At 75.0% G+C, this 25,036-nt stretch carries 22 protein-coding genes and 2 pseudogenes; 11 read left to right on the top strand and 13 right to left on the bottom strand.

Going from position 1 to position 25,036, the window contains the following annotated elements:
• Positions 1–14 precede the first annotated feature (14 nt).
• Positions 15–977 (top strand): electron transfer flavoprotein subunit alpha/FixB family protein, encoded by a 963-nt coding sequence (locus ACGFZL_RS10220; RefSeq protein ID WP_393690425.1) that lies wholly within the window; start codon positions 15–17, stop codon positions 975–977.
• A 169-nt stretch (positions 978–1,146) separates the two neighbouring features.
• Complete coding sequence (locus tag ACGFZL_RS10225; protein WP_393690426.1) at positions 1,147–2,445, top strand: DUF6986 family protein; 1,299 nt, start codon at positions 1,147–1,149, stop codon at positions 2,443–2,445.
• A gap of 30 nt (positions 2,446–2,475) precedes the next feature.
• Here ACGFZL_RS10225 and ACGFZL_RS10230 read toward each other — a convergent pair whose 3' ends face one another.
• Entirely contained in the window at positions 2,476–3,525 is a 1,050-nt protein-coding gene (locus ACGFZL_RS10230) for a LacI family DNA-binding transcriptional regulator (RefSeq protein ID WP_393690427.1), read from the bottom strand.
• Positions 3,526–3,705: 180 nt separating this feature from the next.
• Between ACGFZL_RS10230 and ACGFZL_RS10235 the strand changes: the two genes are divergently transcribed.
• From ACGFZL_RS10235 to ACGFZL_RS10245, 3 genes are all read left to right on the top strand, one after another.
• A complete protein-coding gene (locus tag ACGFZL_RS10235) occupies positions 3,706–4,659 on the top strand; it encodes an ROK family protein (RefSeq protein ID WP_355169094.1) in 954 nt (317 codons plus the stop codon).
• Between the two features lie 108 nt (positions 4,660–4,767).
• Positions 4,768–4,962: a hypothetical protein gene (locus ACGFZL_RS10240; RefSeq protein WP_355169092.1), complete on the top strand. Its 195-nt coding sequence runs from the start codon at positions 4,768–4,770 to the stop codon at positions 4,960–4,962.
• Between the two features lie 145 nt (positions 4,963–5,107).
• The gene (locus ACGFZL_RS10245) at positions 5,108–6,151 is read left to right on the top strand and encodes an NUDIX domain-containing protein (protein WP_393690428.1); all 1,044 of its coding nucleotides are present in this window, start codon (positions 5,108–5,110) and stop codon (positions 6,149–6,151) included.
• Between the two features lie 63 nt (positions 6,152–6,214).
• Here the strand turns inward: ACGFZL_RS10245 and ACGFZL_RS10250 are convergent, their stop codons facing one another.
• Positions 6,215–7,570 (bottom strand): dipeptidase, encoded by a 1,356-nt coding sequence (locus ACGFZL_RS10250; protein WP_393690429.1) that lies wholly within the window; start codon positions 7,568–7,570, stop codon positions 6,215–6,217.
• Between the two features lie 221 nt (positions 7,571–7,791).
• On the opposite strand from ACGFZL_RS10250, the gene ACGFZL_RS10255 reads away from it, so the two are divergent.
• Positions 7,792–9,135 (top strand): geranylgeranyl reductase family protein, encoded by a 1,344-nt coding sequence (locus tag ACGFZL_RS10255; protein ID WP_393690430.1) that lies wholly within the window; start codon positions 7,792–7,794, stop codon positions 9,133–9,135.
• On the opposite strand, the gene ACGFZL_RS10260 is transcribed toward ACGFZL_RS10255, so the two are convergent.
• The gene (locus ACGFZL_RS10260; RefSeq protein WP_355169084.1) at positions 9,125–9,583 is read right to left on the bottom strand and encodes a nitroreductase/quinone reductase family protein; all 459 of its coding nucleotides are present in this window, start codon (positions 9,581–9,583) and stop codon (positions 9,125–9,127) included. The genes ACGFZL_RS10255 and ACGFZL_RS10260 overlap by 11 nt on opposite strands.
• A gap of 159 nt (positions 9,584–9,742) precedes the next feature.
• On the opposite strand from ACGFZL_RS10260, the gene ACGFZL_RS10265 reads away from it, so the two are divergent.
• From ACGFZL_RS10265 to ACGFZL_RS10275, 3 genes and pseudogenes are all read left to right on the top strand, one after another.
• Positions 9,743–10,462 carry a TetR/AcrR family transcriptional regulator gene (locus ACGFZL_RS10265; RefSeq protein WP_393690431.1) on the top strand — a complete coding sequence of 240 codons (720 nt, stop codon included), beginning with the start codon at positions 9,743–9,745 and terminating at the stop codon, positions 10,460–10,462.
• 127 nt (positions 10,463–10,589) lie between these two features.
• A pseudogene (locus tag ACGFZL_RS10270) lies at positions 10,590–11,848 on the top strand (sensor histidine kinase).
• Complete coding sequence (locus ACGFZL_RS10275) at positions 11,845–12,510, top strand: response regulator (RefSeq protein ID WP_393690432.1); 666 nt, start codon at positions 11,845–11,847, stop codon at positions 12,508–12,510. Before ACGFZL_RS10270 ends, ACGFZL_RS10275 begins: the two are co-directional and overlap by 4 nt.
• On the opposite strand, the gene ACGFZL_RS10280 is transcribed toward ACGFZL_RS10275, so the two are convergent.
• The 3 genes from ACGFZL_RS10280 to ACGFZL_RS10290 all read right to left on the bottom strand — a co-directional run bounded on the left by ACGFZL_RS10280 (position 12,471) and on the right by ACGFZL_RS10290 (position 15,652).
• Positions 12,471–12,755 (bottom strand): DUF6332 family protein, encoded by a 285-nt coding sequence (locus tag ACGFZL_RS10280; protein WP_393690433.1) that lies wholly within the window; start codon positions 12,753–12,755, stop codon positions 12,471–12,473. The genes ACGFZL_RS10275 and ACGFZL_RS10280 overlap by 40 nt on opposite strands.
• Before the next feature lie 93 nt (positions 12,756–12,848).
• A complete protein-coding gene (locus tag ACGFZL_RS10285) occupies positions 12,849–14,339 on the bottom strand; it encodes an MFS transporter (RefSeq protein WP_393690434.1) in 1,491 nt (496 codons plus the stop codon).
• Between the two features lie 101 nt (positions 14,340–14,440).
• A complete protein-coding gene (locus ACGFZL_RS10290) occupies positions 14,441–15,652 on the bottom strand; it encodes an MFS transporter (protein ID WP_393690435.1) in 1,212 nt (403 codons plus the stop codon).
• A gap of 97 nt (positions 15,653–15,749) precedes the next feature.
• Between ACGFZL_RS10290 and ACGFZL_RS10295 the strand changes: the two are divergent.
• Positions 15,750–16,353, top strand: a pseudogene (locus tag ACGFZL_RS10295) (O-methyltransferase).
• Between the two features lie 15 nt (positions 16,354–16,368).
• On the opposite strand, the gene ACGFZL_RS10300 reads toward ACGFZL_RS10295, so the two are convergent.
• The 6 genes from ACGFZL_RS10300 to ACGFZL_RS10325 form a co-directional block, all read right to left on the bottom strand.
• On the bottom strand, positions 16,369–17,574 hold the full coding sequence (locus ACGFZL_RS10300; RefSeq protein ID WP_393690436.1) for a cysteine desulfurase-like protein: 1,206 nt from the start codon (positions 17,572–17,574) through the stop codon (positions 16,369–16,371).
• Between the two features lie 155 nt (positions 17,575–17,729).
• On the bottom strand, positions 17,730–18,812 hold the full coding sequence (locus tag ACGFZL_RS10305; RefSeq protein ID WP_393690437.1) for an ABC transporter permease: 1,083 nt from the start codon (positions 18,810–18,812) through the stop codon (positions 17,730–17,732).
• Between the two features lie 51 nt (positions 18,813–18,863).
• A complete protein-coding gene (locus tag ACGFZL_RS10310; protein WP_355169064.1) occupies positions 18,864–19,457 on the bottom strand; it encodes a DNA starvation/stationary phase protection protein in 594 nt (197 codons plus the stop codon).
• A gap of 68 nt (positions 19,458–19,525) precedes the next feature.
• Positions 19,526–20,206 carry a phosphatase PAP2 family protein gene (locus tag ACGFZL_RS10315; protein ID WP_393690438.1) on the bottom strand — a complete coding sequence of 227 codons (681 nt, stop codon included), beginning with the start codon at positions 20,204–20,206 and terminating at the stop codon, positions 19,526–19,528.
• Positions 20,207–20,486: 280 nt separating this feature from the next.
• Positions 20,487–22,745 carry a heavy metal translocating P-type ATPase gene (locus ACGFZL_RS10320; RefSeq protein WP_393690439.1) on the bottom strand — a complete coding sequence of 753 codons (2,259 nt, stop codon included), beginning with the start codon at positions 22,743–22,745 and terminating at the stop codon, positions 20,487–20,489.
• A gap of 33 nt (positions 22,746–22,778) precedes the next feature.
• Positions 22,779–23,009 (bottom strand): heavy metal-associated domain-containing protein, encoded by a 231-nt coding sequence (locus ACGFZL_RS10325; protein WP_355169058.1) that lies wholly within the window; start codon positions 23,007–23,009, stop codon positions 22,779–22,781.
• A 185-nt stretch (positions 23,010–23,194) separates the two neighbouring features.
• Here ACGFZL_RS10325 and ACGFZL_RS10330 point away from each other — a divergent pair, with 185 nt between their 5' ends.
• Positions 23,195–24,142: a hypothetical protein gene (locus ACGFZL_RS10330; protein WP_393690440.1), complete on the top strand. Its 948-nt coding sequence runs from the start codon at positions 23,195–23,197 to the stop codon at positions 24,140–24,142.
• A gap of 45 nt (positions 24,143–24,187) precedes the next feature.
• Here the strand turns inward: ACGFZL_RS10330 and ACGFZL_RS10335 are convergent, their stop codons facing one another.
• On the bottom strand, positions 24,188–24,967 hold the full coding sequence (locus tag ACGFZL_RS10335; protein WP_355169055.1) for a DeoR/GlpR family DNA-binding transcription regulator: 780 nt from the start codon (positions 24,965–24,967) through the stop codon (positions 24,188–24,190).
• Positions 24,968–25,036 lie beyond the last annotated feature (69 nt).

Consider the following 25,036-nt stretch of genomic DNA (forward strand, 5'->3'; position numbering starts at 1 on the left):
AGAGAAGAAGTCCCATGGCTGAAGTTCTCGTCTACGTCGACCACGTGGACGGTGCCGTCCGCAAGCCCACGCTGGAGCTGCTGACCCTCGCCCGTCGCATCGGCGAGCCGGTCGCCGTCGCGCTGGGCGCCGGCGCCGGTGACACGGTCGCCGCGCTCGCCGAGCACGGCGCGGTCAAGGTCCTCACCCACGAGGCCGCCGAGTACGCCGACTACCTGGTCGTGCCCAAGGTCGACGCCCTCCAGGCCGCCCACGAGGCCGTCTCCCCGGCCGCCGTGCTCGTCCCGTCCTCCGCCGAGGGCAAGGAGATCGCCGCCCGCCTGGCGCTGCGCCTGGGCTCCGGCATCATCACCGACGCCGTCGACCTGGAGGCCGGCGACTCCGGTCCGGTCGCCACGCAGTCGGTGTTCGCCGCGTCGTACACCACCAAGTCCCGCGTCTCCAGGGGCACCCCGGTCATCACGGTCAAGCCGAACTCGGTCTCCGTCGAGGCCGCTCCGGCCGCCGGCGCCGCCGAGGCCCTGTCGGTGTCCTTCTCCGCGCAGGCCACCGGCACCAAGGTCACCGGCCGCACGCCGCGCGAGTCGACCGGCCGCCCGGAGCTGACCGAGGCCGCGATCGTGGTCTCCGGCGGTCGCGGGGTCAACGGCGCGGAGAACTTCGCGCTCATCGAGGGCCTGGCCGACTCGCTCGGCGCGGCCGTCGGCGCCTCCCGCGCCGCGGTGGACGCCGGCTGGTACCCGCACACCAACCAGGTCGGCCAGACCGGCAAGTCGGTCTCCCCGCAGCTGTACATCGCCTCCGGCATCTCCGGCGCGATCCAGCACCGGGCCGGCATGCAGACCTCGAAGACCATCGTGGCCATCAACAAGGACGCCGAGGCCCCGATCTTCGACCTGGTCGACTACGGCGTGGTCGGCGACCTCTTCGAGGTCGTCCCGCAGCTCACCGAGGAAGTGCAGACCCGCAAGGGCTGACCACTCCTCACGGACGCCGTCCGGCCGAGGCCCTCGCGATCGTCCCTGGTCGCGGGGGCCTCGGCATGTGCGCAGGATGGCCGGGACGGTGTTGACCGGGGGAGGGGCGGCAGATAACTTCGCTCTACGGATAATTGATTCCGGTCAGCGGAAAACAGGAGGGTGTCGGATGGGTCAGCAGGAGAAGGTGGCGACGAGTCTCGCGGGTGCCGTCAGCGAGGAGATCAGCGCCTCCCTCGCACCGGTGGACGCGGAGCTGGAGCGCCGCTACCCCGGCGACCCGGGGACCCGCCAGCCCGTCCACACCGTCTACGTGCCCGGCGACGCCTTCGCCGCCGACACGATCCGCACCTGGGGCGACCGCGCGCTGGCCGCCCTCGACCAGCACGCCCCCGACGCCGCGTCCTTCGCCGCCGTCCTGGGGCTTTCCGACGAGCTGGCCGAGCCGGTCTACTCCCGGGTGCGCGCCAAGCTGGAGCGCGAGCCGATCGAGGATCTGCGCGTCGACTTCGAGGACGGCTACGGCAACCGGTCCGACGCCGAGGAGGACCAGGCCGCCGCCCGCGCCGCCCGGCTGATCGCCGAGGCGTACGCGGAGGGCACCGCCGCCCCCTACATGGGCATCCGCATGAAGTGCATGGAGGCGGCGGTGCGCGACCGCGGCATCCGCACCCTCGACATCTTCCTCAGCGGCCTGATGGAGGCCGGCGGCCTGCCCGACGGCCTGGTCCTCACCCTGCCCAAGGTGACCTACCCCGAGCAGGTCACCGCCATGGTGCGCCTCGTGGCGGCCTTCGAGCAGGCGCGCGGCCTCGCGCCGGGCCGGATCGGCTTCGAGATCCAGATCGAGACCAGCCAGTCCATCCTCGCCGCCGACGGCACCGCCGCCGTCGCCCGCCTGATCCAGGCCGCCGAGGGCCGCGCCACCGGCCTGCACTACGGCACCTTCGACTACAGCGCCTGCCTCGGCGTCTCCGCCGCCTACCAGGCCAGCGACCACCCGGCCGCCGACCACGCCAAGGCCGTCATGCAGGTCGCCGCGGCCGGCACCGGCGTCCGCGTCTCCGACGGCTCCACCAACGTGCTGCCCATCGGCCCCACCGCCAAGGTCCACGACGCCTGGCGGCTGCACTACGGCCTCACCCGCCGCGCGCTCGCCCGCGCCTACTACCAGGGCTGGGACATGCACCCCGGGCACATCCCCACCCGGTACGCGGCCGTCTTCGCCTTCTACCGCGAGGGCTTCGAGCAGGCCGCCGGCCGCCTCGCCCGCTACGTCAGCCAGACCGGCGGCGACGTCATGGACGAGCCCGCCACCGCCAAGGCGCTCAGCGGCTACCTCCTGCGCGGCCTGGACTGCGGCGCCCTCGACATCGCTGAGGTCGCCCGCCTGGCCGGCCTGACCCGCGCCGACCTGGAGTCCTTCTCCGCCCCGCGCCGCGGCGACCTCACCGCCTCGGCGCAGTAGCACCCGCCGTGCCGCCGGCCGCCGCGCCGCTCACCCGGCCGGCGGCAGCTCCCCCGACCCCCGGGTGACCAGGCGGGTCGGCAGCTCGATGCGGTCGGGGGCGATCAGCGAGCCGTCCAGCTGGCGGAAGAGCCGCTCGGCGGCGGTGCGGCCGAGGGTGGCCGCGTCCTGGGCGACCACGGTGACGCCCGGCCGCAGCAGGTCGGCAAGCTCGATGTCGTCGAAGCCGACGAGGGCGACCGGGTGGGCGTGTTCGGCGAGCACCCGGACCACGGTGACCGTCACCCGGTTGTTGCCGGTGAAGATCGCGGTGACCGGCTCCGGGCCCGCCAGCATCTCCTCGGCCGCGCGCCGCACCCGCTCGGGGTCGGTGACTCCCAGGGAGATCCAGTCCTCCCGCACCGTGGTGCCGGCGTCCTCCATGGCCGCCCGGTAGCCGCGCAGCCGCTCGGCCGCGGTGTGGATGCGGGGCATGTCGCCGATGAAGCCGATCCTGCGGTGGCCGTGCGCGATCAGGTGGGCCACGCCGTCGCGGGCGCCGCCGAAGTTGTCCGACAGCACCACGTCCGCGTCGATCCGGCCCGCCGGGCGGTCCACGAACACGGTCGCGACGCCCGCCTTCAGCTCCGGCTCCAGATACCGGTGGTCGTCGCCGGCCGGGATCACCACCAGGCCGTCCACCCGCCGTGCGCACAGCGCGAGGACCAGCTCGCGCTCGCGGTCCGGGTCCTCCGCGCTGGAGCCGTTGATCAGCAGGGCGCCGTGCGCGCGGGCCACCTCCTCCACGGCCCGGCTGAGCGGCCCGTAGAAGGGGTCGGCGAGGTCCTCCAGGACCAGGCCGATGCTGGCGGTGCGGCCCTTGCGCAGCACCCGGGCGCTGTCGTTGCGGCGGAAGCCGAGCGCGTCGATGGCCTCGCGCACCCGCCGCTCCGTCTCGGGGGTGACGCCGGGCTCCCCGTTGACCACTCGCGAGACGGTCTTGAGCCCGACCCCGGCGCGGGCCGCCACGTCCTTCATCGTCGGCCGGTTGCCGTAGCGCGTCCCGGGGCGGGGCTGTGCGCGGCGATGCGTGTCGGGCACGGTGCGGTGTCCTGTCCTGTGGTCCCACGAAAGTGGCGATCATGCGGTTGTATGAGGGTGTGGCGTCGAGCATAGAGCCTGGACAACGTTGTCAGATTCGGGAGAGACTGTCCATCGTCATCCTGTGACCACCCCCGCCGTCCCTTGCCGACCCCTTTCGCCCTGGAGAAACCGACTCACATGCAGACCGACCTCGTGGCAGCGCTGGACATCGGCGGCACCAAGATCGCCGGCGCGCTGGTCGACGGCCACGGCCGGATCCAGGCGCGCGCGCAGCGGCCGACCCCCGCGCAGGAGGACGGCGAGAGCGTGATGCGGGCCGTCGAGGCGGTGCTCGGCGAGCTGACCGCCGCCCCGCTGTGGGACCGGGCCACCGCCGTGGGCATCGGCAGCGCGGGCCCGGTGGACGCCTCGGCCGGCACGGTCAGTCCGGTGAACGTGCCCGGCTGGCGCGAGTTCCCGCTGGTCCGGCGGGTGCGGGACGCCGTCGGCGGGCTGCCCGTCGAGCTGATCGGCGACGGCGTGGCCATCACCGCCGCCGAGCACTGGCAGGGCGCCGCCCGGGGGCACGACAACGCGCTGTGCATGGTGGTCTCCACGGGCGTCGGTGGCGGCCTGGTCCTCAACGACCGGCTGCACCCGGGCCCGACCGGCAACGCCGGGCACATCGGCCACATCAGCGTCGACCTGGACGGCGACCCGTGCCCGTGCGGCTCGCGCGGCTGCGTCGAGCGCATCGCGAGCGGCCCCAACATCGCGCGCCGCGCCCTCGCCGACGGCTGGCGTCCCGGTCCGGACGGCGACGCCTCGGCCGCGGCCGTGGCCGAGGCCGCGCGGCGCGGCGACCCGGTCGCGACGGCCTCCTTCGGCCGCGCCGCACAGGCCCTGGCCGCCGGCATCGCCGCCACCGCGACCCTGGTGGAGATCGACATCGCCGTGATCGGCGGCGGCGTGGCCAAGGCGGGCGAGGTCCTCTTCGCCCCGCTCCGCCAGGCCCTCACCCGCTACGCCACCCTGTCCTTCGTCCAGCGCCTCACGGTCGTCCCCGCCCAGATGGGTACCGACGCGGGTCTGGTGGGCGCGGCCTCGGCGGCCCTCACGAAGGCGGCGGAGAGCCGGGCGGCCCACGTCTGACCTGCGGTGCCTGCGCTTCTGACCTGCGGCGCCCACGCTTCCGGCCTGCGGCGCCCGCGCGTTCCGGCCGGGCCGTGACCGGGGGGCGGCCCCTGCCGTTGTGAGGGCATGAAGAAGCGCAGCATGCTCGCCATCGCCTCCCTGGCCACCGGCTTCGTCGTCGCGGCCGTCAGCCCCTCGCACGCCGCACCGGCCGACCTCCCGCTCCACCTCGACGTCCAGGACACGCTCGACGACGTCCAGCACACGGTCGCCACCGACAGCCTCCACGTGGACGACGACGCCCTGGGGCAGCTCGGCTGACGCCCGCCACCCTCGCGCACGGCGCCGACCCCTCCGGGGGCCGGCGCCGTCGTCGTACCGGCACCGCACCGCCCTCAACTGGGTGTGGTTTCCGTGGCAGGGTGGAGCGGGCAAGCCACAGGGGGCCAACAGAAGAGGGGGACTTGTGACCGTCGTCTGGATCAACGGCGCGTTCGGTGCGGGAAAGACCACCACCGCACGGGAGCTGATCGACCTGATCCCGCACAGCACGCTCTTCGACCCCGAGCACGTCGGCGGGACGCTCACGCACCTCCTGCCGCCCAAGCGCCTCGCCGAGACCGGCGACTTCCAGGACCTCCCGATCTGGCGCCGGCTGGTGATCGACACGGCCGCCGCCCTGCTCGCCGAGGTCGGCGGCACCCTGGTGGTGCCCATGACGCTGCTGCGCCAGGAGTACCGCGACGAGATCTTCGGCGGCCTCGCCGCCCGCCGCATCGAGGTCCGGCACATCCTGCTGGCCCCGGCCGAAACGATCCTGCGGGAGCGGATAGCCGGCCGCCCGGTGCCCGCGGACCTCCCCGACGGCGACCTGCGCGTGCGGCAGTGGGCCTTCGACCACATCGAGCCCTACCGCGCCGCCCTCGCCTCCTGGCTCGCCGCCGACGCCCACCCGGTCGACACCGGCGCCCTCACCCCGCACCAGGCGGCCGTCCGGATCGCCGAGGCCGTCGGCGACGGCACCGTACCGGCCTGCGACATCGTGCAGACCCCCGAGCCGTCCGCGGAGACCGTCGCCGCCGGCGTACTCCTCTTCGACGAGCAGGACCGGGTGCTGCTCGTCGACCCCACCTACAAGCCCGGCTGGGAGTTCCCCGGCGGGGTCGTCGAACGGGGCGAGGCGCCCGCCCGGGCCGGGGTCCGCGAGGTCGCCGAGGAGACCGGGATCCACCTCGCCGACGCCCCCGGCCTGCTGGTGGTCGACTGGGAGGCGCCCGCCCCACCGCGCTACGGCGGCCTGCGGCTGCTCTTCGACGGCGGCCGGCTTGCCCCCGCCGACGCCCGCCGGGTACTGCTGCCAGGACCCGAACTGCGCGCCTGGCGCTTCGTCACCGAGGACGAGGCCGCCCGCCTGCTGCCGCCGGTGCGCTACGCGCGACTGCGCTGGGCCCTACGCGCCCGGGAACGCGGGGCGCCCTTCTACCTGGAGGCCGGCACGCCGGTCGGCTGAGCGCCGGCCGACCGCGCCGGACGCACCGGACACACCGGACGCACCGGGCCCTTGGGCACGGCGTCAGCTCGCCGCGTAGTTCCGCAGGAACAGCGCCTCCGCCACCGACAGCCGCTCCAGCTCCTCGGGCGACACGCTCTCGTTCAGCGCGTGGATCTGCGCCTCCGGGTCGCTCAGCCCGATCAACAGGATCTCGGCGTCCGGATACAGCGCGGCCAGCGTGTTGCACAGCGGGATGGAGCCGCCCTGGCCGGCGTAGCTCATCTCCTGGCCCGGGTAGGCGACCGCCATGGCGTCGGCCATCGCCCGGTACGCCGGGCTGGTGTGGTCGGCGCGGAACGCCTGGCCCTGGCCGACCTGCTCCACGGCCACTCGGGCGCCCCACGGCGTGCGCGCCTCCAGGTGCGCCCGCAGCAGCTTGGTCGCGTCCGCGGCGTCCGTGCCCGGCGGCACCCGGAGGCTGACCGTCGCCCGGGCGCTCGCCTGCACCGACGGCGTGGCGCCGACGACCGGCGGGCAGTCGATGCCCAGCACCGTGACGGCCGGCCGGGCCCACAGCCGGTCGGCGACCGCGCCGGACCCGATCAGCTCCACGCCGTCCAGGACCCGGGCGTCCCGCCGGAACTGCCCCTCCTCGTAGGCGAGCCCGTCCCAGGTGCCGTCCGCGTCGAGACCGTCCACCGTGGTCGAGCCGTCCTCGGCGCGCAGCGAGTCCAGGACGCGGATCAGGGCGGCCAGCGCGTCCGGCGCCGCCCCGCCGAACTGACCCGAGTGCAGGTTGCCCGCCAGCGTGTCGACGCTCACCCGGAGCATCGTCATGCCGCGCAGCGTGGTGGTGACCGTCGGCAGCCCGGTACGGAAGTTGCCCGTGTCGCCGATGACGATCGTGTCGGCCGCGAGCAGCTCCGGGTGCTGCTCGGCGTAGCGCTCCAGACCGCCGGTGCCCTGCTCCTCCGAGCCCTCGGCGATCACCTTGACGTGCACCGGCACGCCGCCGTTCGCCTTCAGCGCGCGCAGCGCGAGCAGGTGCATCAGCACGCCGCCCTTGCAGTCGGCGGCGCCGCGCCCGTACCAGCGTCCGTCGCGCTCGGTCAGCTCGAACGGCGGCGTGTCCCAGCCCGCCTCGTCCAGCGGCGGCTGCACGTCGTAGTGCGCGTACAGCAGCACGGTGCGGGCGCCCTGCGGGCCCGGCAGGTACCCGTACACCGACTGCGTGCCGTCCGGGGTGTCCAGCAGCGCCACGTCCTCGAAGCCCTCGGCGCGCAGCGCGGTCGCGATCCAGTTCGCGGCGGCCTCGCTCTCCTCGCGCGGGAACTGGGCGAAGTCCGCCACCGACTTGAAGGCGACCAGCTCGGCCAGCTCCTCCTTCGCGCGGGGCAGCAGCGAGGAGACGGTCTCGGCGACCGGATGCGAGGACATGGGCACGCTCCTTGTGGGTGCGACGTTGTACCGATGCGAAGTTGTACCGGTGGGACGGCGGCGCGGTGGCCGACGGCGCCGGCGTACCGACCCCCGCGGGACGCGGTCCTGCGAGCGGCCCCCGCGCCGTCGATCCTCCCACAGCGGCCTGCGGCGGGGCCCGCCCGTAGGATGCGGGGGACAGGTGCGGGCATGCGGTTTGATCGGAGCAGTAGACCATCGTGAGCAGCGAGAACTCTTCGGCGGACGACGCGCGTCAGGTCTGGGACGTGGTCGTGGTGGGCGCGGGACCGGCCGGGGCCTCGGCCGCCTACGCGGCGGCGGTCGCGGGGCGGCGCGTGCTGCTGCTGGAGAAGGCCGAACTGCCCCGGTACAAGACCTGCGGCGGCGGCATCATCGGCCCCTCACGCGACACCCTCCCGCCCGGCTTCGACCTGCCCCTGAGGGACCGGGTGCACGCGGTGACCTTCTCCAACAACGGGCGTTTCACCCGGACCCGGCGCTCCCGGCAGATGCTCTTCGGCCTGGTCAACCGGCCCGAGTTCGACCAGCAGCTGGTCGAGCACGCCCAGAAGGCGGGCGCCGAGCTGCGCACCGGCGCCACGGTGACCCGGGTGGAGCAGCACGGCTCCTCGGTCCCCGACCGGCGCACGGTGGCGGTCGTGCTCCAGGGCGGCGAGACGGTCCTCGCCCGGGCCGTGGTCGGCGCCGACGGCAGCGCCAGCCGGATAGGAGCACACGTCGGGGTGAAGCTCGACCAGGTCGACCTCGGCCTGGAGGCGGAGATCCCCGTCCCGGACACCGTCGCCGAGGACTGGCGCGGCCGGGTGCTCATCGACTGGGGGCCCATCCCCGGCAGTTACGGCTGGGTCTTCCCCAAGGGCGACACGCTGACGGTCGGCGTCATCTCGGCGCGCGGCGAGGGCGCGGCGACCAAGCGGTATCTGGAGGACTTCGTCGGCCGCCTCGGCCTGGCCGGCTTCGAACCGGCCGTCTCCTCGGGGCATCTGACGCGCTGCCGTGCCGACGACTCGCCGCTCTCCCGCGGCCGGGTCCTCGTCTGCGGCGACGCGGCCGGGCTGCTCGAGCCGTGGACCCGCGAGGGCATCTCCTTCGCCCTCAGGTCGGGGCGGCTCGCGGGGGAGTGGGCGGTCAGGATCTCCGAGGCGCACGACGCGGTGGACGCGCGCCGGCAGGCGCTCAACTACGCCTTCGCCGTCAAGGCCGGGCTCGGCGTCGAGATGAGCGTCGGCAAGCGCATGCTGGCGATCTTCGAGCGCCGTCCGGGCCTCTTCCACGCCGCGCTGACCGGCTTCCGGCCGGCCTGGCGGGCGTTCCGCGACATCACCCAGGGGTCGACGACGCTGGGCGAGCTGGTGCGCAGCCATCCGCTGGCCCAGCGAGCCCTCGCCGCCACGGACCGCACGCCGACGGCTCCGACGGCTCCGGAGGCCCCGGCGGCCGGCGCGGATGCCGGGGGCGGCGGGAACGCCGGCGGCACCGAGGGCGGTGGGGGCACCGAGGGCGGCGGCGCGGAGCCGGCCGGGGGCGGGGTCACTTCCTGACCTCCACCCGGAAGACCGGGTGGTCGGGCGCGATGCGACGCAGCTCCGACTCGGGGGAGTCGGGGCCCACCCCGTTGAAGAAGACGCCGACCTCGGCCTTCCAGCGCTTGAGGTAGGCGCGGAGCACGGCCGGCTTGTCGTCGTCGGCGACCTCGGTGGCGGTGAACGCGTCCACCCGCTTGCCGAGCCGCAACTCGCCGCCGCCGGCCACCCGCATGTTGCGGGTCCACTGGACGTGCCCGCGCGGGGCGACCAGGTACTGCGCGCCGTCGACGGTCAGCAGGTTGACCGGGGTGGTGCGCCACTCGCCGCTGCTGCGGCCCCGGACGGCCAGCACGCGGGAGCCCCACACGCTGAGCCCGCGGCCGGTCAGCCAGGCGACGGAGCGGTTGAGGACGTGGACGGTGAACCAGCCGGGCTTGCGGACGTGCGGGGTCTGCGTGGACATGGAATCTCCCGTTGGATTGGTGCTCTCGCTTGTGAGCACTGCTCTCTTTCTTGCGTTCAGTCTGCCCGGCCGAGCGCTCCAATGCAAGAGCGGTGCTCTCGAAAGTGTGCACCGCTCACGAATGTGTGCGCTGCTCTCGATCCGTGGGAGACTGGCCGCATGAGCACAGACCGCAGCAGCACCGGCAGCACCGCACGAGGCGCCCGCGCCCGGGCCAGGGTCGAGGTCACCGCCGCCATCAAGGAAGCGGCCCGCAGGCAGCTCGCCGAGGACGGCCCCGCCAAGCTCTCCCTGCGCGCGGTCGCCCGCGAGCTCGACATGGTCTCCTCCGCCCTGTACCGCTACTTCCCCAGCCGCGACGACCTGCTGACCGCCCTCATCATCGACGCCTACGACTCCCTCGGCGCCGCCGCCGAGGCGGCCCGCGACACGGCGACGGCGGCCGGTGAGGGACCCGCCCGGCGCTGGACGGCGGTCTGCGAGGCGGTGCGCGCCTGGGCGCTCGCCCACCCCCACGAGTACGCCCTGATCTACGGGTCGCCGGTGCCCGGCTACACCGCCCCCCAGGACACCGTCCGCGCCGCCTCCCGGGTGGGCCTCGCGCTCATCGGCATCGCCCGCGAGGCGCACCGAGGCCGGGGCCTCGCCGTCCCCAAGCTCGTCGCGGAGCTGGAGCCGGAGGCCCGCCGCATGGCCGCCGACCTCGCCCCGGACCTGCCGCCGGCGGTGGTGGCCACGCTGGTGGCCGCCTGGGCGCAGCTGTTCGGGCTGGTCGGGTTCGAGGTGTTCGGCCAGTTCCACCGGATCGTGGAGGAACGGGCGCCGTTCTTCCGCCAGGCCGCGGCCGGCCTCGCCCGCACGGTCGGCATCGAGCACTGAACCCATCGGCCGGCATCGAGCACTGAGCCCACCCCCCGGGCACCGGGGCGGTACTCCCCGGGGAGTACGCCCGGCCACCGCGCGCGGGTGACGCCGTCGCCCGCCCCGGGCGTCTAGCGTGGCGGTCATGGACGGACAGCGCGCCCGCGAGGCCGAGGACGGTTGGCCGCGCGGCGACCGGCGGCCCCGGCGCGCGTGGCGGGGCCCGTGGGCCGACGAGGAGCCGCGCCGCCGGCGCCCGCCCTGGCGGTCCACGGTGCTCGTCACCGCCTTCGCCCTCACCGGCTCGCGGTTCGCCGCCCACGCCCAGCACGGGGACCGGGCGGCCCTCGACCCCCTCGCCTGGGCGCTGCTGGCCGGGGCCGGGGCCGTACTGCTCTGGCGGCGGAGCCATCCGGTCGCGGTCGTGGCCGGCACGGCCGCCGCCACCCTGCTCTATCTGGCCGCCGGCTACCCCTTCGGCCCGGTCTTCCTGCCGGTGGCCGTGGCCTCCTTCCACGCCGTCGTCGCCGGGCACCGCCGGGCCGCCTGGGCGGCGGTCGGGACCCTGTGGGCCGGGCAGCTCCTGCTGGCGCACTGGCTCTACCGGTGGCTGCCGCCGGCCGGGGACGGGGCCCCTCCCTGGGAGCAGCAGGCCGTCACCGCCACCTGGGCGGTGGCGGTCCTCGCGCTGGCCGAGCTGGCCCGGGTCAGGCGCGAGCAGTGGGCGCGGGAGCGGGCCGAACGGGCCGAGGCGGCCCGGCGTCGCGCCGACCGGGAGCGGCTGCGGATCGCCCGGGAGCTGCACGACGTCCTCGCGCACAGCATCTCGGTCATCAACGTCCAGGCGGGCATGGGCCTCGCACTGCTCGACACCGACCCCGAGCAGACCCGTGCCGCGCTCACCACCATCCGCGCCAAGAGCAAGGAGGCGCTCGGCGAGGTACGCCAGGTGCTCGGCACCCTGCGCGCCCCCGGGGGCGCGCCGCGCGCACCCGCTCCCGGCCTCGACCGGCTGCCCGAGCTGGTGGAGCAGGCGGCGGCCGCGGGTCTCACCGTCGAGGTCGAGGGCGAGCCGCCGCGGCTGTCGCCGGGCACCGGACTGGCCGCGTTCCGGATCGTCCAGGAGGCCCTCACCAACGTCGTACGGCACTCGGGGTCCCGGCGCGCGCGGGTGCGGTTCGGCCGGGACGGCGGCACCCTGCGGCTGCGCGTGGACGACGACGGGCCGGCGACCGGGGCCGAGGCGGGCGGCAGCGGGCACGGGCTGGCCGGCATGCGGGAGCGGGCGGCGGCGCTCGGCGGCACCATCGAGGCGGCCCGCGCCCGGACGGCGGCTTCCGGGTACTGGCCGAGCTGCCCGTCACCGCCGTGGTGCCCGCCGCGGCCGAGGAGGAGGAACGGTGATCCGCGTACTGCTCGCCGACGACCAGTCGCTGGTCAGGGCCGGCTTCCGGGCCCTCCTCGACGCCCAGCCGGACATCGCGGTGGCCGGGGAGGCGGCCGACGGTGACGAGGCGGCGCGGGCGGTGCGCGAACTGCGCCCCGACGTCGTCCTGATGGACATCCGGATGCCCGCCCTGGACGGCCTGGCCGCGACCCGTCGGATCACCGCCGACCCGGACCTCGGCGAGGTGAGGGTGGTCATGCTCACCACCTTCGAACTCGACGAGTACGTCTTCGAGGCGATCCGCTCGGGCGCCTCCGGCTTCCTGGTGAAGGACACCGAACCGGACGAACTCCTCCGCGCCGTAAGGGCGGTGGTCGCCGGGGACGCGCTGCTCTCGCCGGGCGTGACACGGCGGCTGATCGCCGAGTTCGCGGCGCGCTCGAAGGAGCCCGCGGCGGCGGGCCGGCTGGCCCTGCTCACGGAGCGGGAGCGGGAGGTGATGGCGCTGGTCGGCATGGGCCTGTCCAACGACGAGATCGCCCGGCGCCTGGTGGTCAGCCCGCTCACCGCCAAGACCCACGTCAGCCGCACGATGGTGAAGCTGGGCGCCCGGGACCGGGCCCAACTGGTCGTGCTGGCCTACGAGTCGGGCCTGGTCCGGCCGGGCTGGCTGGGCTGATCCGCGCGTCCGAACCGCAGCAGAACGCTCGCCACCCGCACGCCGAACACGGCGACGGCGACCACCAGGCCGGCCGCCACCAGTACCCGCCGCATCCCGGCCGGCGGTCCGAACACGTACGCCGGCCCGGCCACGGCACCGAACACCACCACCGCCGCGAAGGCCGCGCTGCACAGCGCGTACCCGATCTCCACGGTGATCGCGTCGCGTTCGCCCTGAGTGCGCCGTCCCTGACCGGTCGTCATACCGCCAGTCTTCCCCTAGGGGGGCGGGGCGGCAAGCGCCCCCTGTTCGCCTGCCGCCCCGCCGGTCCTGGGGATCTGCCCCGCACCCGGTGCCTAGTCGGGCACGGCCACCGGCTCCGGCTGCTCCAGCGGAGCACCCTGGGCGACCACGACCGACCCCCGCTTCGGGCGGGGCCGGCCGCGCAGCCCCGTGGCGCTGATCAGCAGGCCGGCCAGCGCGACGAAGGTGACCACGGTGAAGCCGGGCCGGTAGCTGTCGAGCAGGGCCTGGGGCGAGGCGGGCTCCGCGGGGGCGTGTGCGGTGATGACGGCGGTGACGACGGCCAGGAAGATCGCGCCGCCCACCTGGACGGAGGTGTTCAGCAGGCCGGAGACCATGCCCTGCTCGTGCTCCGGCACGCCGTTGGTGGCCTGCACGTTGAGCGAGGGGAAGGTGAGTGCGAAGGCCGCGCCGACCAGCAGCATGGTGGGCAGGACGACCGCCGCGTAGACCGGATTCAGGTCGATGCGCAGGAAGAGCAGGTAACCGGCGACCATCAGGGCGAAGCCCACCGCGGTCAGCCGCGCGGTGCCGAACCGGTCGATGACGGCGCCCATCTTGGTGGCGGACAGCGCCACCAGCGTGCCGGCGGGCAGGAAGGCCAGCGCGGTGTGCAGCGCCGACCAGCCGAGCAGCGACTGCGTGTAGAGGGTGACCAGGAACTGGAAGCCGATGTAGCTGCCGCAGAAGGTCAGCGCGCCTAGCTGGGCCCGCACCTGGGGTCCGGAACGCAGCACACCGAGCCGGATCAGCGGGCTGGGGCTGCGCAGTTCGACGGCGGTGAAGGCGGCCAGCAGCACGGCGACGGCGACGAAGGAGAGGATCGTGCGCGCCGACGCCCAGCCTGCCTCGGAGGCCCGCACGACGGTGAACACCAGCAGCAGCATCGCGCCGGTGCCGAGGACGGCGCCGGGCACGTCGTAGCCGCCGGTGCCGCGCTCCCGGCGACCGCGGGGCAGCAGCTTCAGGCCGGCGACGAGGGCGACGAGGGCGATGGGTGCGGGCAGCAGCATGGTCAGCCGCCAACTGGCCTCGGTGAGCAGGCCGGAGAAGACCAGGCCCATCGAGTAGCCGGTGGCGCCGCAGGTGGTGTAGATCGACAGGGCGCGGTTGCGCAGCGGGCCCTCGGCGAAGGTCGTGGTGATGATGGACAGTCCGGCGGGCGCGGTGAACGCCGCGCTCAGGCCCTTGACGAAGCGGCTGCCGATCAGCAGCGGCCCGGAGTCGACGAGGCCGCCGAGCAGCGAGGCCACCGCGAAGACGCCGAGCGCGATGAGGAACACCTGACGCCGGCCCAGCAGGTCGGCGGCCCGTCCGCCGAGCAGCAGCAGCCCGCCGTAGCCGAGGATGTATCCGCTGACGACCCATTGCAGGGACGCGGTGGACAGGCCCAGGTCGGCACCGATGGAGGGCAGCGCGACGCCGACCATCGAGACGTCGAGGGCGTCGAGGAACATCGCGGCGCAGAGCACCAGCAGGGTGCCCCACAGGCGCGGGGTCCAGCGCTCCTCGGCCCGGGGGGTGGTGGTGAGCGGAGAGGTCATGCCGGGAACCGTACATGCGCATGCATTGAATGCGTAGGCATTTAACGCTCGCGCAACGGGACACGGGTCGAGGGGCGGATGAGCCTCGGTGCAGAGGTCGCTCAGGGCGTGGACGCCGCCGCGCGCCGGGTGGCGAGCGCGACGAGCACGGCCACGCCCGCCAGCACCGCCACGCTGGTGAGCGCGGCCGGCAGCGAGAGCCAGTCGGCCATGAAGCCGATCGCGGGCGGCCCGAGGAGCATGCCGCCGTAGCCGAGGGTGGAGGCGGTCGCGACCCCGCTGGGGCCGCCCAGCGCCCCCGCCCGCTCCACCGCGACCGGGAAGATGTTGGCGAGACCGAGCCCGGTCACCGCGAAGCCGAACAGCGCCGCCCAGGTCGTGGGCGCGAGCGAGGCGAGCAGCATGCCGGCCACGGCGGTCGTGCCGCCCGCCACCACGGTCGGCGTCCGGCCGAGGCGCTCCAGCAGGGTCGTGCCGGTCAGCCGCCCGATGGTCATCGCCAGCGCGAAGCAGGAGTACCCGACCGCGGCCAGACCGGGCGAGGCGCCGAGGTCCTCCTTCAGGTGCAGGGCACCCCAGTCGGCCATGGCGCCCTCGCCGTACGCCGTGCACAGGGCGATCAGGCCGAAGGTGACCACGAGGCGCCGGGTGCGTCCGTCCATCCGGCGCGGGGCGCTCTCGGTGCGGGGCGTGTCGTCCGGGTCGGCGGCGGGCGGGCAGCGCAGCAGGGCCTGGCCGGCGACGAGGGTGACGAGCAGGCCGACCGCGCCGAGTCCGGCCAGATGCGTCACCGGCGACAGCGCCCCGGCGACCAGCCCGCCGAGACCGGCGCCGATCATGCCGCCCAGGCTGAAGGCGGCGTGGAAGCTCGGCATGATCGGCCGCCGTAGTGCGGCCACGAGATCGACGGCGGCGCTGTTGAAGGCCACGTTGATGCCCCCGTAGGCCGAGCCGAACACCAGCAGGACGAGGCCGAGCGCGAGCGCGGAGTGTGTGAGCGCCGGGAGCACGATGCTCAGGCAGAGCAGCACCGCGCAGGCGACGGTGACGGGGTGGCTGCCGTACCGCCGGCACAGCCGCCCGGTCAGCGTCATGGTGACGACGGCCCCCGCCGACACCCCAAGCAGCGCCAGCCCCAGCGCCCCCGACGAGGCGCCGGTCCGCTCCTTGATGTCCGGGATCCGCACCACCCAGCCCGCGAAGACGAAGCCGTCGAGGGCGAAGAAGGTGGTGAGGACGACGCGCAGGCGGGTGAGGTCGCGGGTGGAGGCCGGGACGGCGGTGTCCGAGGCGGGTTTGTTTATCAGCGGCACAAAGTCAGGCTAGGTGCCGCTGGGAGGTGGGGCAAGGGAGGGGGCGGCGGCCGTGATGCGGGGTGGGGCGCTGCCGGGGGGAGCCATAATGCGGGGCATGTCGCTGAGGGGAACCGATGCCTATCGGGACGTCGGCGCGCTGCCGGTGTTGGTGCGGCGAGCCGTCGAGGCGGCGCGGGCGCATGCGTTCGCGTTCTCCTGCCGGCCCGAACAGGGGCGTCTGCTCCAGGTGTTGGCCGCCGGGGGCGCCCCACCGTATCGCCGAGACCGGGACGGGGTGCGGTGTCGGTCTCGCCTGGCTGGCCTCGGGCGCGTCGGCGGGCACCCGGCTGGTCGGCGTCGAGCGCGACGCGGGGCGGGCCCGCGTCGCCGCCGACGTCTTCCGGGGCAGCGACCAGGTCGAGATCCTGCACGGCGACTGGCGGCGGATCGAGGAGCACGCCCCCTACGACCTGCTCGTGCTCGACGGCGGCGGGCAGGCCAAGGGGGACGGTGTCGCCGATCCCGCGCGCCTGCTCCGCGCCGGCGGCACCGTCGTCGTCGACGACTTCACTCCGGCCACCACCTGGCCACCGCGTTACGACGGCGCACCCGACCGGCCCCGGCTGCACTGGCTCGAGCACCCGGAGCTGCACACCGCGGAGCTCCGCCTCGCGGCCGACCTCGGTGTGCTCGTCGGTACCCGGCTGCCGCCGCGCTGAGCGGTCCCGCCGACCTCAGCGCGGCAGGCTGGCCAGCGCCGTCAGCAGGCGGTCGACGTCCTCCCCGTCGGTGTACGGGGCGAGGCCCACGCGCGTGCCGCCCTCGTCGCCGAGGCCCAGGTGGCGGGAGGTCTCCAGGGCGTAGAAGGAGCCGGACGGGGCGTCCACGGCATGGCTGGCCAGGTGCTGGGAGACCTCGGCCGGGCGCAGGCCCTCGACCGTGAAGAGGAGAGTGGGGGTGCGGTGCGCGGCGCGGGAGTGGAGCGTGACGCCGCCCAGGGCGGCCAGGCCCTCCTCGATGCGGGTGCGCAGGGCGTCCTCGTGGTGTTCCAGGGCGGCGAAGGACGCCGTCAGGCGGGCGCGGCGGTCGTGGCCGGGTGTGCCCGGGGCCAGATCGGCGAGGAAGTCCACCGCGGCGCGGGTGCCGGCCAGGAGTTCGTAGGGCAGGGTCCCCAGCTCGAAGCGCTCGGGGACGGCGTCGCTGGAGGGCAGCAGCTTGTCGGGGTGCAGGGTCTCCAGGAAGTCCGGGTCGGCCGCCAGCACGCCCAGGTGCGGGCCGAGGAACTTGTACGGCGAGCAGACCAGCGTGTCCGCACCCAGCGCCGTCAGGTCCACGGCGGCGTGCGAGGCGTAGTGCACGGCGTCCACATGCAGCAGCGCGCCGGCGCGGTGGGTCACGGCGGCGATGGCGGGGATGTCCGGGCGGGTGCCGATCAGGTTGGACGCGGCGGTGACCGCCACCAGGCGGGTCCGCTCGGAGAGGGCCGCCTCGATGTGCTCGGGAAGCAGTTCGCCGGTCGCCGGGTCGAAGTCCGCCCGGCGCACCGTCGCCCCGGCCGCCTCGGCCGCCTGGATCCAGGGGCGGACGTTGGAGTCGTGGTCGAGCCGGGTCACGACCACCTCGTCGCCCGGCCCCCAGCCCTTGGCGAGGGTCCGGGACAGGTCGTAGGCCAGCTGGGTGGCGCTGCGTCCGAGGACCACGCCCCGCGGATCGGCGGCCAGCAGGTCGGCCAGCGCGCCGCGTGCCTCGGCCACGAGGGCGTCCGCGTTGCGCTCACCCTCGGTGGTCCGGCCCCGGTTGGCCAGCGGGCGGGACAGGGCCTCCGCGATGGCGTCGATCACCGGCTGCGGGGTCTGCGTGCCGCCGGGTCCGTCGAAGCGGGCGGAGCCGGACTTCAGGGCGGGTATCCGGGCGCGGATCGCGGCGACGTCGAGGGTCATGGGGGCTCCTGCGGTTCCGGTGGGGGTGCTGGCCGCTCCCCATGGTCGCAGTGCGCCCCGCGCACCCGCCACGCCCCTACGCCGCCACCACACCGTGCCCGCGCAGCCGCCACGCCCCCTACGCCGCACACCGTCCCCGCGCACCCGCCACGCCCCTACGCCGCCACCACACCGTCCCCGTGCGCCGGCCGGCGTTCCCGGCCGCCGGGGTGGCGGTGGCGCCAGGTCCAGAAGACGGCGCAGGACAGCAGGGCCCAGCCGCCCAGGACCAGGTAGGGGAACAGGTGCTGGTGGCCCTGGAAGTACACGGCCGTGTGCTGCGCGTTGACCGAGGCGCCGGGCGGCAGCCACTGGCCGATGGTGCCCAGCGGGGAGGGCAGCAGCGGCCAGGAGACCGCGCCGCCGGAGGAGGGATTGCCGAGCAGCACCATCAGGCCCCAGGTCGGCAGCATCGCCCAGCGGCCGACCAGGGTGTTGAACATGGTGAAGACCATGCCGCTGGTGAACAGGGTGAGCGCGAGGATGGCCCACGACTCCGCGAACGGCAGCCGCAGCGCGCCGAGCAGCCAGTCCACCGTCGCGGCGATGGCGAAGGCGCCGAGCAGCGCGTAGGCGACGGTGAAGAGGATGCGTTCGAACGGGGTCAGCGTCCGGGCGTGCACGCTGAGCTGGATCGCCCCGACGAAGCCGATGATCACCGCGGCCAGCGAGATGTAGAAGATGGCGAGGCCGCGCGGGTCGCCCCGCTGGAGCGGGTTGACGTCCCGCACCGTGACCCGGACGCCCGTCTCCTTGCCCACCGCCGGGGCCGCGTCCGACAGCACCTGCGCCACCGAGGCGCCGGAGGCGCTGGACAGGTCCAGGACCGCGGTGCGGCCGTCGCCGCGGATCTCGAAGATCGCGAAGACCTGCTGGTCCTCCAGTGCCTGCCGGGCCCGGCCGGTGTCCCGGTAGGTGTGCACCTTCACGGAGGCGTTCAGCGCCTTCTCCAGACCGCCCAGGAACGCACGCCCGCGCGCCTGCTCGTAGCCGCCGACCACGGCCGTGGGAATCGAGCGGGGCGTCGGGTCGGCCATGGAGTACGTGTAGGAGCCGGCGAAGAGGCCGGCCGCCGCCGCGAGGATCAGCACCAGCACGACGGCCGGCCAGAACGGGGACTGCCGGAAGGCCGACCACCGCTCCCGGCGGGTCGGGGGGCGGGCGTGGGCGCCGTGGGTTCCGTGGGACGTCTCAGCCATGACGGGCGCTCTCCTGCGCGGGGCGGGGTGACACCTGGGGACCGGGGGCCGTCAGACGCGTACGAGCGGTGTGTCCACCAGGTGCTCCGCCACGAACCACGCCTGCAGTTCGTTGGTGCGCACCACGTCGGACACGAGCAGGTCGTTCGTCCCGTCGTCGCCCAGCTCCTGCGTGCGGGACGCGGCGTCGTGGCAGTCGGCCAGGATCAGCTCGTGCGCCTCCAGGAGGCGCGAGAGCATCGCCGGCACCTCCTCCACACCGTCCGGCGGACGGGGTACGGCGGTGAGTTCGGCGACATGACGGGGGTCGCCGACCGCGACGCCGCCCAGCGTCTGGACGCGCTCCGCGAGGGAGTCGATCAGCTCCAGCTGCTCGCCCGCGTGCTTGTCGAGGAGGAGGTGCAGCTGGTAGAACGTCGCCCCGCGCATCAGCCAGTGGTACTTCTTGTACAGGTCGTGCAGGATCCGGGTGTCCGCCAGGACCTTGTTGAGCCGCTGGCAGGAGTAGAGCCGGGTCTCCATGGAGAGCGCCACCGGGAACTGCTTGACGGTGCCGAACTCCTGGATCGTCCGGCCCTGCTGGTGCAGCCAGGGCTGGCTGCCGTCGGACCGGTGCGCCGCGCCCGACGACTGGGGTGTGTTCACGCCTGACTCCTTCGAAGGGGACCGAGAGATGTGAGCCCGCACCGGGGGACCGGATCCGGCCCCCCGCGTCAGTCGACCAGCCGTCCCCCGCGCCCGCAAACGGTGGCGCCCCGTACGGGCAGCGCCGGCCGCGTCACCGCGAGGGCCGCCGCGGCGCCGGCCAGGCCGAGGACGGCGCCCGCGGCCACGTCGCCGGGGTAGTGCACTCCCGTGTGCACCCGGGAGTAGCCGACGGCGGCGGCCAGCGCCCCCAGTGGCACCGCCAGGGCCGGCAGGACGACCCCGACCGCGGTGGCGAAGGCGACGGCCGAGGCGGTGTGCCCGGACGGGAAGGACGCCGAGGCCGGCATGGGCACGTACCGGTCCACCGACACCCGGGCCGCCTCCCGGTCCGGGCGGGCCCGGCGCACCAGCCGCTTGCCGAGCAGGTTGGCCGAGGCGGAGGCGATGGCGACGGCCCCCGTCCCGGCCAGCGCGGCCCGGCGGGGCCGCTCCCCGCCGAGCGCGAGGAGGGCCGCGACGGTGAGCGACACTTTGGAGTGGTCGGCGGCGTGGGACAGCCGCCGCAGCGCCCGGTCCAGCGTGGGCGTGGAGGTGGCGGCCACCGCCGCGTACAGGGCGCCGTCCACGGCCCGCAGATCCCCGAGCACGGCGCCGAGCGCCTCACGACGGGAACGGGCGGACGGACCCGGGGCGAGGTCGCCGGTGCCGGTGCCGGTGCCGGTGCTGGTGTCGGTCGGTTCGGTCATGGGCTCCTGCTCCGCGAGGCGGGCGGCGGCGGTCGTGCCGCGGCCGGTGCGACGGAGGGAACCGGGCTGGGCCCCCGGTCCCGTCGGCCCAGCCTCACGCGGATGCGATGGCACGGCTCCCCGGCCGGGACCGTACGGGCGACTCGGCGTCCGACGCCCGATGACGAGGCCGCCCGCGGACCGGTGTCGCGGTCGGCGGGCGGCTCGCGCGTGCCCGCGGGGTGGCCGCCCGTCCGGCACCGGCTAGAGGCGGTGGCGCCAGGCCACGGGCGGGAGCGTCTCAGCCCTGTGCCCGGAAGCCCCGCAGCCGCAGGCTGTTGGCGACCACGAAGACCGACGAGAAGGCCATGGCCGCCCCGGCGATCATCGGGTTGAGCAGCCCCGCCGCGGCCAGCGGCAGCGCGGCGACGTTGTAGGCGAAGGCCCAGAAGAGGTTGGACCTGATCGTGCCCAGCGTCCGGCGGGCCAGCCGGATCGCGTCCGCGGCGGCGCGCAGGTCGCCCCGCACCAGGGTGAGGTCGGCCGCCTCGATGGCGGCGTCCGTGCCGGTGCCCATGGCGAGGCCGAGGTCGGCCTGGGCGAGCGCGGCGGCGTCGTTGACCCCGTCGCCGACCATCGCCACCGAACGGCCCTCGCTCTGCAGCCGCTTGACGACGTCGACCTTGTCCTGCGGCATGACCTCGGCGAACACGTGCCCGGCGTCGATGCCGACCTCCGCGGCCACCGCCCGGGCGACCGCCTCGTTGTCCCCGGTCAGCAGGACCGGCGTCAGCCCGAGCGACCGCAGCCGTGCCACGGCCTCGGCGCTGGTGTCCTTGACCGCGTCGGCGACCTCCAGGACCGCCCGCGGCTCGCCGTCCCAGGCGACCGCCACCGCGGTACGCCCCCGGGCCTCCGCGTCGGCCTTGGTCCGGGCGAGCCCGGCCGGCAGCTCCATGGCCCACTCCGTCAGCAGCCGCTCGCGCCCCACCAGCACGGCATGGCCCTCGACGACGCCCTGCACGCCGAGGCCCGGCACGCCCGCGAAGTCCTCCGGCACGGGCAGCGTGCCGACCCGGTCGGCCGCGCCCGCCGCCACCGCCTGGGCGATCGGGTGCTCGGAGGCGTGCTCCAGGGCCCCGGCCAGCCGCAGGACCTCGTCCTCGGCGACCCCGTCGGCGGGGTGCACGGCCAGCAGGGTCATCCGGCCGGTGGTGACGGTGCCGGTCTTGTCCAGGACGACCGTGTCGACGCGCCGGGTGGACTCCAGCACCTCCGGGCCCTTGATCAGGATGCCGAGCTGTGCGCCCCGCCCGGTGCCGACCATCAGCGCGGTCGGGGTGGCGAGGCCCAGGGCGCACGGGCAGGCGATGATCAGTACGGCCACGGCGGCGGTGAACGAGGCGGTGGCACCCGCGCCGTTGCCGACCCAGAAGCCCAGGGTGGCCAGGGCCAGCGCGATGACGACCGGCACGAAGACGGCCGAGACGCGATCGGCGAGCCGCTGCGCGGCGGCCTTGCCGTTCTGCGCGTCCTCCACGAGCCCGGCCATCCGGGCCAGTTGGGTGTCGGCGCCGACCCGGGTCGCCTCGACCACCAGCCGACCGCCGGCGTTCACGGTCGCGCCGGTGACGGCGTCGCCGACCGCGACCTCGACCGGCACCGACTCGCCGGTGAGCATCGACGCGTCGACGGCGGAGGACCCCTCCACGACCGTGCCGTCGGTGGCGATCTTCTCGCCGGGACGGACCAGGAAGCGGTCACCGGCGCGCAGTTCGGCCACCGGGATCCGCTGCTCGCCCCCGTCCCGCAGCACGGTGACGTCCTTGGCGCCCAGTTCGAGCAGCGCCCGCAGCGCGGCCCCCGCCTTGCGCTTGGCGCGCGCCTCGAAGTAGCGGCCGGCCAGGATGAAGGCGGTGACGCCGGCCGCGGCCTCCAGGTAGATGTTCCCGGCGCCGTCGCCGCGGGCGACGGTCAGCTCGAAGGGGTGCGTCATGCCGGGCGTCCCCGCGCTGCCGAGGAACAGGGCCCACAGCGACCACAGGAACGCCGCCGAGGTGCCGACCGAGATCAGCGTGTCCATGGTGGCCGCGCCGTGCCGGGCGTTGGTGAACGCGGCCCGGTGGAAGGGCCAGGCGGCGTAGGTGACGACGGGCGCGGCCAGGGTCAGCGAGAGCCACTGCCAGTAGTCGAACTGCCAGGCGGGCACCATCGCCAGGACGACGACCGGGACGGCCAGCAGTACGGCGGTGGTCAACCGCTGCCTGAGCGGGCGCAGTTCGTCCGGCTCCCGCGTCTCGGCATCCGGTTCCGCCGCGCGGCGCGCGGGCTCCGGCTCGCGGGCGGTGTAGCCGGTCGCCTCGACGGTGGCGATCAGGTCGGGGACGGACACGTCACCGCCGTAGCTCACCTTCGCTTTCTCCGTCGCGTAGTTGACGGTGGCGGTGACGCCGTCCATCCGGTTGAGCTTCTTCTCGACCCGGGCGGCGCACGAGGCGCAGGTCATGCCGCCGATGGCGAGTTCCACCTCGGCAAGGGGGCCGGTCGTCACGGTGCTCATGGCTGCTCCTCGTGCGGGTCGGGGAATGCGGTGTCAGGCGCGGCCGGTCAGCTCGAAGCCGGCCTCGGTGAGGGCCGCGGCGACGGCGTTGTCGTCCGGTGCGGCGGTGCCGGTGACGGTGACCCGACCGGCGTCCCGCTGGACGTCCACGGCCGTGACGCCCTCCAGTGCGCCGACGGCCCGGCTGACCTTGCCCTCGCAGCAGCCGCAGGTCATCCCGGTGACGGCGTAGGTGGTGCGGACGGTGGGGGCGGTCGAGGTCATGGTTCCTCCTGCGGCTGGCCGGTTACGGGGCGGGGGTATGTCGCCCGTCGAGGTCATGTATACCCCTAGGGGGTACATGACGCAAGCGGCTGGATCACTTGACCCGATACCCTCAGGGGGTATGGTGAAGAACATGAGAAGGGCATCCGGACCGGCCGGGGCCCGCCTGTGAGGGGACCGCCGTCATGCGTACCGGAGTGAGGATCGCCGCATTCGCCACCGCCCTTGCCGCCAGCTTCGGCACGGCCTACGGCGTGGGTCAGGGCCTGGACCCGGTGGTCGCGGACAGTGCGGCCGCGCCGCACGAGGAGCACGCGGAGGAGACGTCGACGGCTCCGGGCGACGGGCACGCGGGCCATGAGGCGCCGCCGGCCGGCGGGCTGCAGATCACCGAGGGCGGCTACGCGCTGCACCTCGCCACCCCGCGTGTCCGCGCCGGCCGGCCCACCGAGCTGCGCTTCACCGTCCGGGACGACGCCGGCAAGCCCCTCACGGCCTACCGGCGCGAGCACGACAAGGAGCTGCACCTCATCCTCGCCTCGCACGACCTGGGCACCTTCCGCCACCTGCACCCGGTCCGGGCCGCCGACGGCTCCTGGAGCACCCCCGTCGACCTGCCGCGCGCCGGCGGCTACCGCGTCTTCGCCGACTTCACCCCCGCCCGTGAGGGAGCCCGCAATCTCGTCCTCGGCGCGGACCTCGCGGCCGGCGGCGACTTCGAGCCAGCACGGCTGCCCGCCCCCGGGCGGACCGCTCGCGTCGACGGCTACCGGGTCGACCTGGCCGGGTCACTGCACCCCGGCGAGGAGGGTGACCTGGCGTTCAAGGTCTCCCGCGACGGCCGGCCCGTCACCGACCTCCAGCCCTACCTCGGCGCCTACGGCCACCTCGTCGCCCTGCGCGCCGGCGACCTCGCCTACCTGCACGTCCACCCGAACGGCGCACCGGGCGACGGCTCCACCGAGCCGGGACCGGGGGTCTCCTTCGCCGCGACCGCGCCGAGCGCCGGCACCTACCGCCTCTTCCTGGACTTCCGCCACCAGGGCAAGGTCCACACGGCGGCCTTCACCGTGCGGGCAGGGGCGGCGGCGCCCACCGCGCCGGCACACTCCGAGGACGGGCACGGGCACTGACCCCCGCCGGAGGGCACACCGTGCCGCCCGGGCCCCGCCACCGGCTCACGCCGTGACGACCCGGACCCCCGCCTCCTCGAAGGCGCGGACCGCCGCCGGGTCCGCCGCCTCGTCGGTCACCAACGTGTCCACCGCCCCGGCCGCGCAGATCCGGGCGAACGCGCGCCGGCCCAGCTTGCTGGAGTCGGCGGCCACCACCACCCGCTCGGCGCGCTCGCACAGCAGCCGGTTGATCCCGGCCTCCGCCTCGTCGTGCGCGGCGGCGCCGTGCTCGGCGTCGAAGGCGACGACGCCGAGCACCGCCACGTCCAGCGTGATCTGGCCCAGCACGCCGTCCGCCAGCGGCCCGATCAGCTCGTAGCTCTGCGCCCGCGCGACCCCGCCGGTCACCACGATCTTGAACTGTGGCCGCACGGCCAGCTCGTTGGCGATGTTCAGCGCGTTGGTGACCACGGTCAGCGCGGGTGTGCCGCCCGCCAGGTCGGCGCGGACCGCCAGCGCGCGGGCCACCTCGGTGGTGGTCGTGCCGCCGGTCAGTCCGACCGCCTCGCCCGGCGCCACCAGAGCGGCCACCGCCTGCGCGATCCGCTGCTTCTCGGAGGCCCGGCGGGCCGTCTTGTAGCGCAGCGGCAGCTCGTACGACACCCCGTGCACGACCGCGCCGCCACGCGTGCGCACGAGCATCTGCTGCTCGGCGAGCCGGTCGAAGTCGCGCCGGATCGTCGCCGCCGACACCTCCAGCTCGGCCGCCGCCTCCTCGACGTCCAGCCGGCCCCGCTCCACGAGCAGCTCCAGCAGCGCCTTCCAGCGGGCGTCGCGCGACATCCGCGCCTCCGTTCCTCGATCTTCCGCCGACCCTAGACCCCTCGGCGGCACCCGGCCGAGCCCGACGGA

Origin of the sequence: Streptomyces sp. NPDC048182 (assembly GCF_043202555.1) — a bacterium.
Taxonomy (GTDB): Bacteria; Actinomycetota; Actinomycetes; order Streptomycetales; family Streptomycetaceae; genus Streptomyces.

Excerpts from the sequence above, each read along its gene's own strand:
- ACGFZL_RS10260 (WP_355169084.1), bottom strand. The coding sequence starts at position 9,583 with ATGTCCACGCAGACCCCGCACGTCCGCAAGCCCGGCTGGTTCACCGTC.
- ACGFZL_RS10325 (WP_355169058.1), bottom strand. The coding sequence starts at position 23,009 with ATGACCTCGACCGCCCCCACCGTCCGCACCACCTACGCCGTCACCGGG.
- ACGFZL_RS10315 (WP_393690438.1), bottom strand. The coding sequence starts at position 20,206 with ATGACCGAACCGACCGACACCAGCACCGGCACCGGCACCGGCACCGGC.
- ACGFZL_RS10285 (WP_393690434.1), bottom strand. The coding sequence starts at position 14,339 with ATGACCTCTCCGCTCACCACCACCCCCCGGGCCGAGGAGCGCTGGACC.
- ACGFZL_RS10320 (WP_393690439.1), bottom strand. The coding sequence starts at position 22,745 with ATGAGCACCGTGACGACCGGCCCCCTTGCCGAGGTGGAACTCGCCATC.
- ACGFZL_RS10280 (WP_393690433.1), bottom strand. The coding sequence starts at position 12,755 with ATGACGACCGGTCAGGGACGGCGCACTCAGGGCGAACGCGACGCGATC.
- ACGFZL_RS10225 (WP_393690426.1), top strand. The coding sequence starts at position 1,147 with ATGGGTCAGCAGGAGAAGGTGGCGACGAGTCTCGCGGGTGCCGTCAGC.
- ACGFZL_RS10335 (WP_355169055.1), bottom strand. The coding sequence starts at position 24,967 with ATGTCGCGCGACGCCCGCTGGAAGGCGCTGCTGGAGCTGCTCGTGGAG.
- ACGFZL_RS10235 (WP_355169094.1), top strand. The coding sequence starts at position 3,706 with ATGCAGACCGACCTCGTGGCAGCGCTGGACATCGGCGGCACCAAGATC.
- ACGFZL_RS10300 (WP_393690436.1), bottom strand. The coding sequence starts at position 17,574 with ATGACCCTCGACGTCGCCGCGATCCGCGCCCGGATACCCGCCCTGAAG.
- ACGFZL_RS10305 (WP_393690437.1), bottom strand. The coding sequence starts at position 18,812 with ATGGCTGAGACGTCCCACGGAACCCACGGCGCCCACGCCCGCCCCCCG.
- ACGFZL_RS10240 (WP_355169092.1), top strand. The coding sequence starts at position 4,768 with ATGAAGAAGCGCAGCATGCTCGCCATCGCCTCCCTGGCCACCGGCTTC.
- ACGFZL_RS10330 (WP_393690440.1), top strand. The coding sequence starts at position 23,195 with ATGCGTACCGGAGTGAGGATCGCCGCATTCGCCACCGCCCTTGCCGCC.
- ACGFZL_RS10265 (WP_393690431.1), top strand. The coding sequence starts at position 9,743 with ATGAGCACAGACCGCAGCAGCACCGGCAGCACCGCACGAGGCGCCCGC.
- ACGFZL_RS10250 (WP_393690429.1), bottom strand. The coding sequence starts at position 7,570 with ATGTCCTCGCATCCGGTCGCCGAGACCGTCTCCTCGCTGCTGCCCCGC.
- ACGFZL_RS10220 (WP_393690425.1), top strand. The coding sequence starts at position 15 with ATGGCTGAAGTTCTCGTCTACGTCGACCACGTGGACGGTGCCGTCCGC.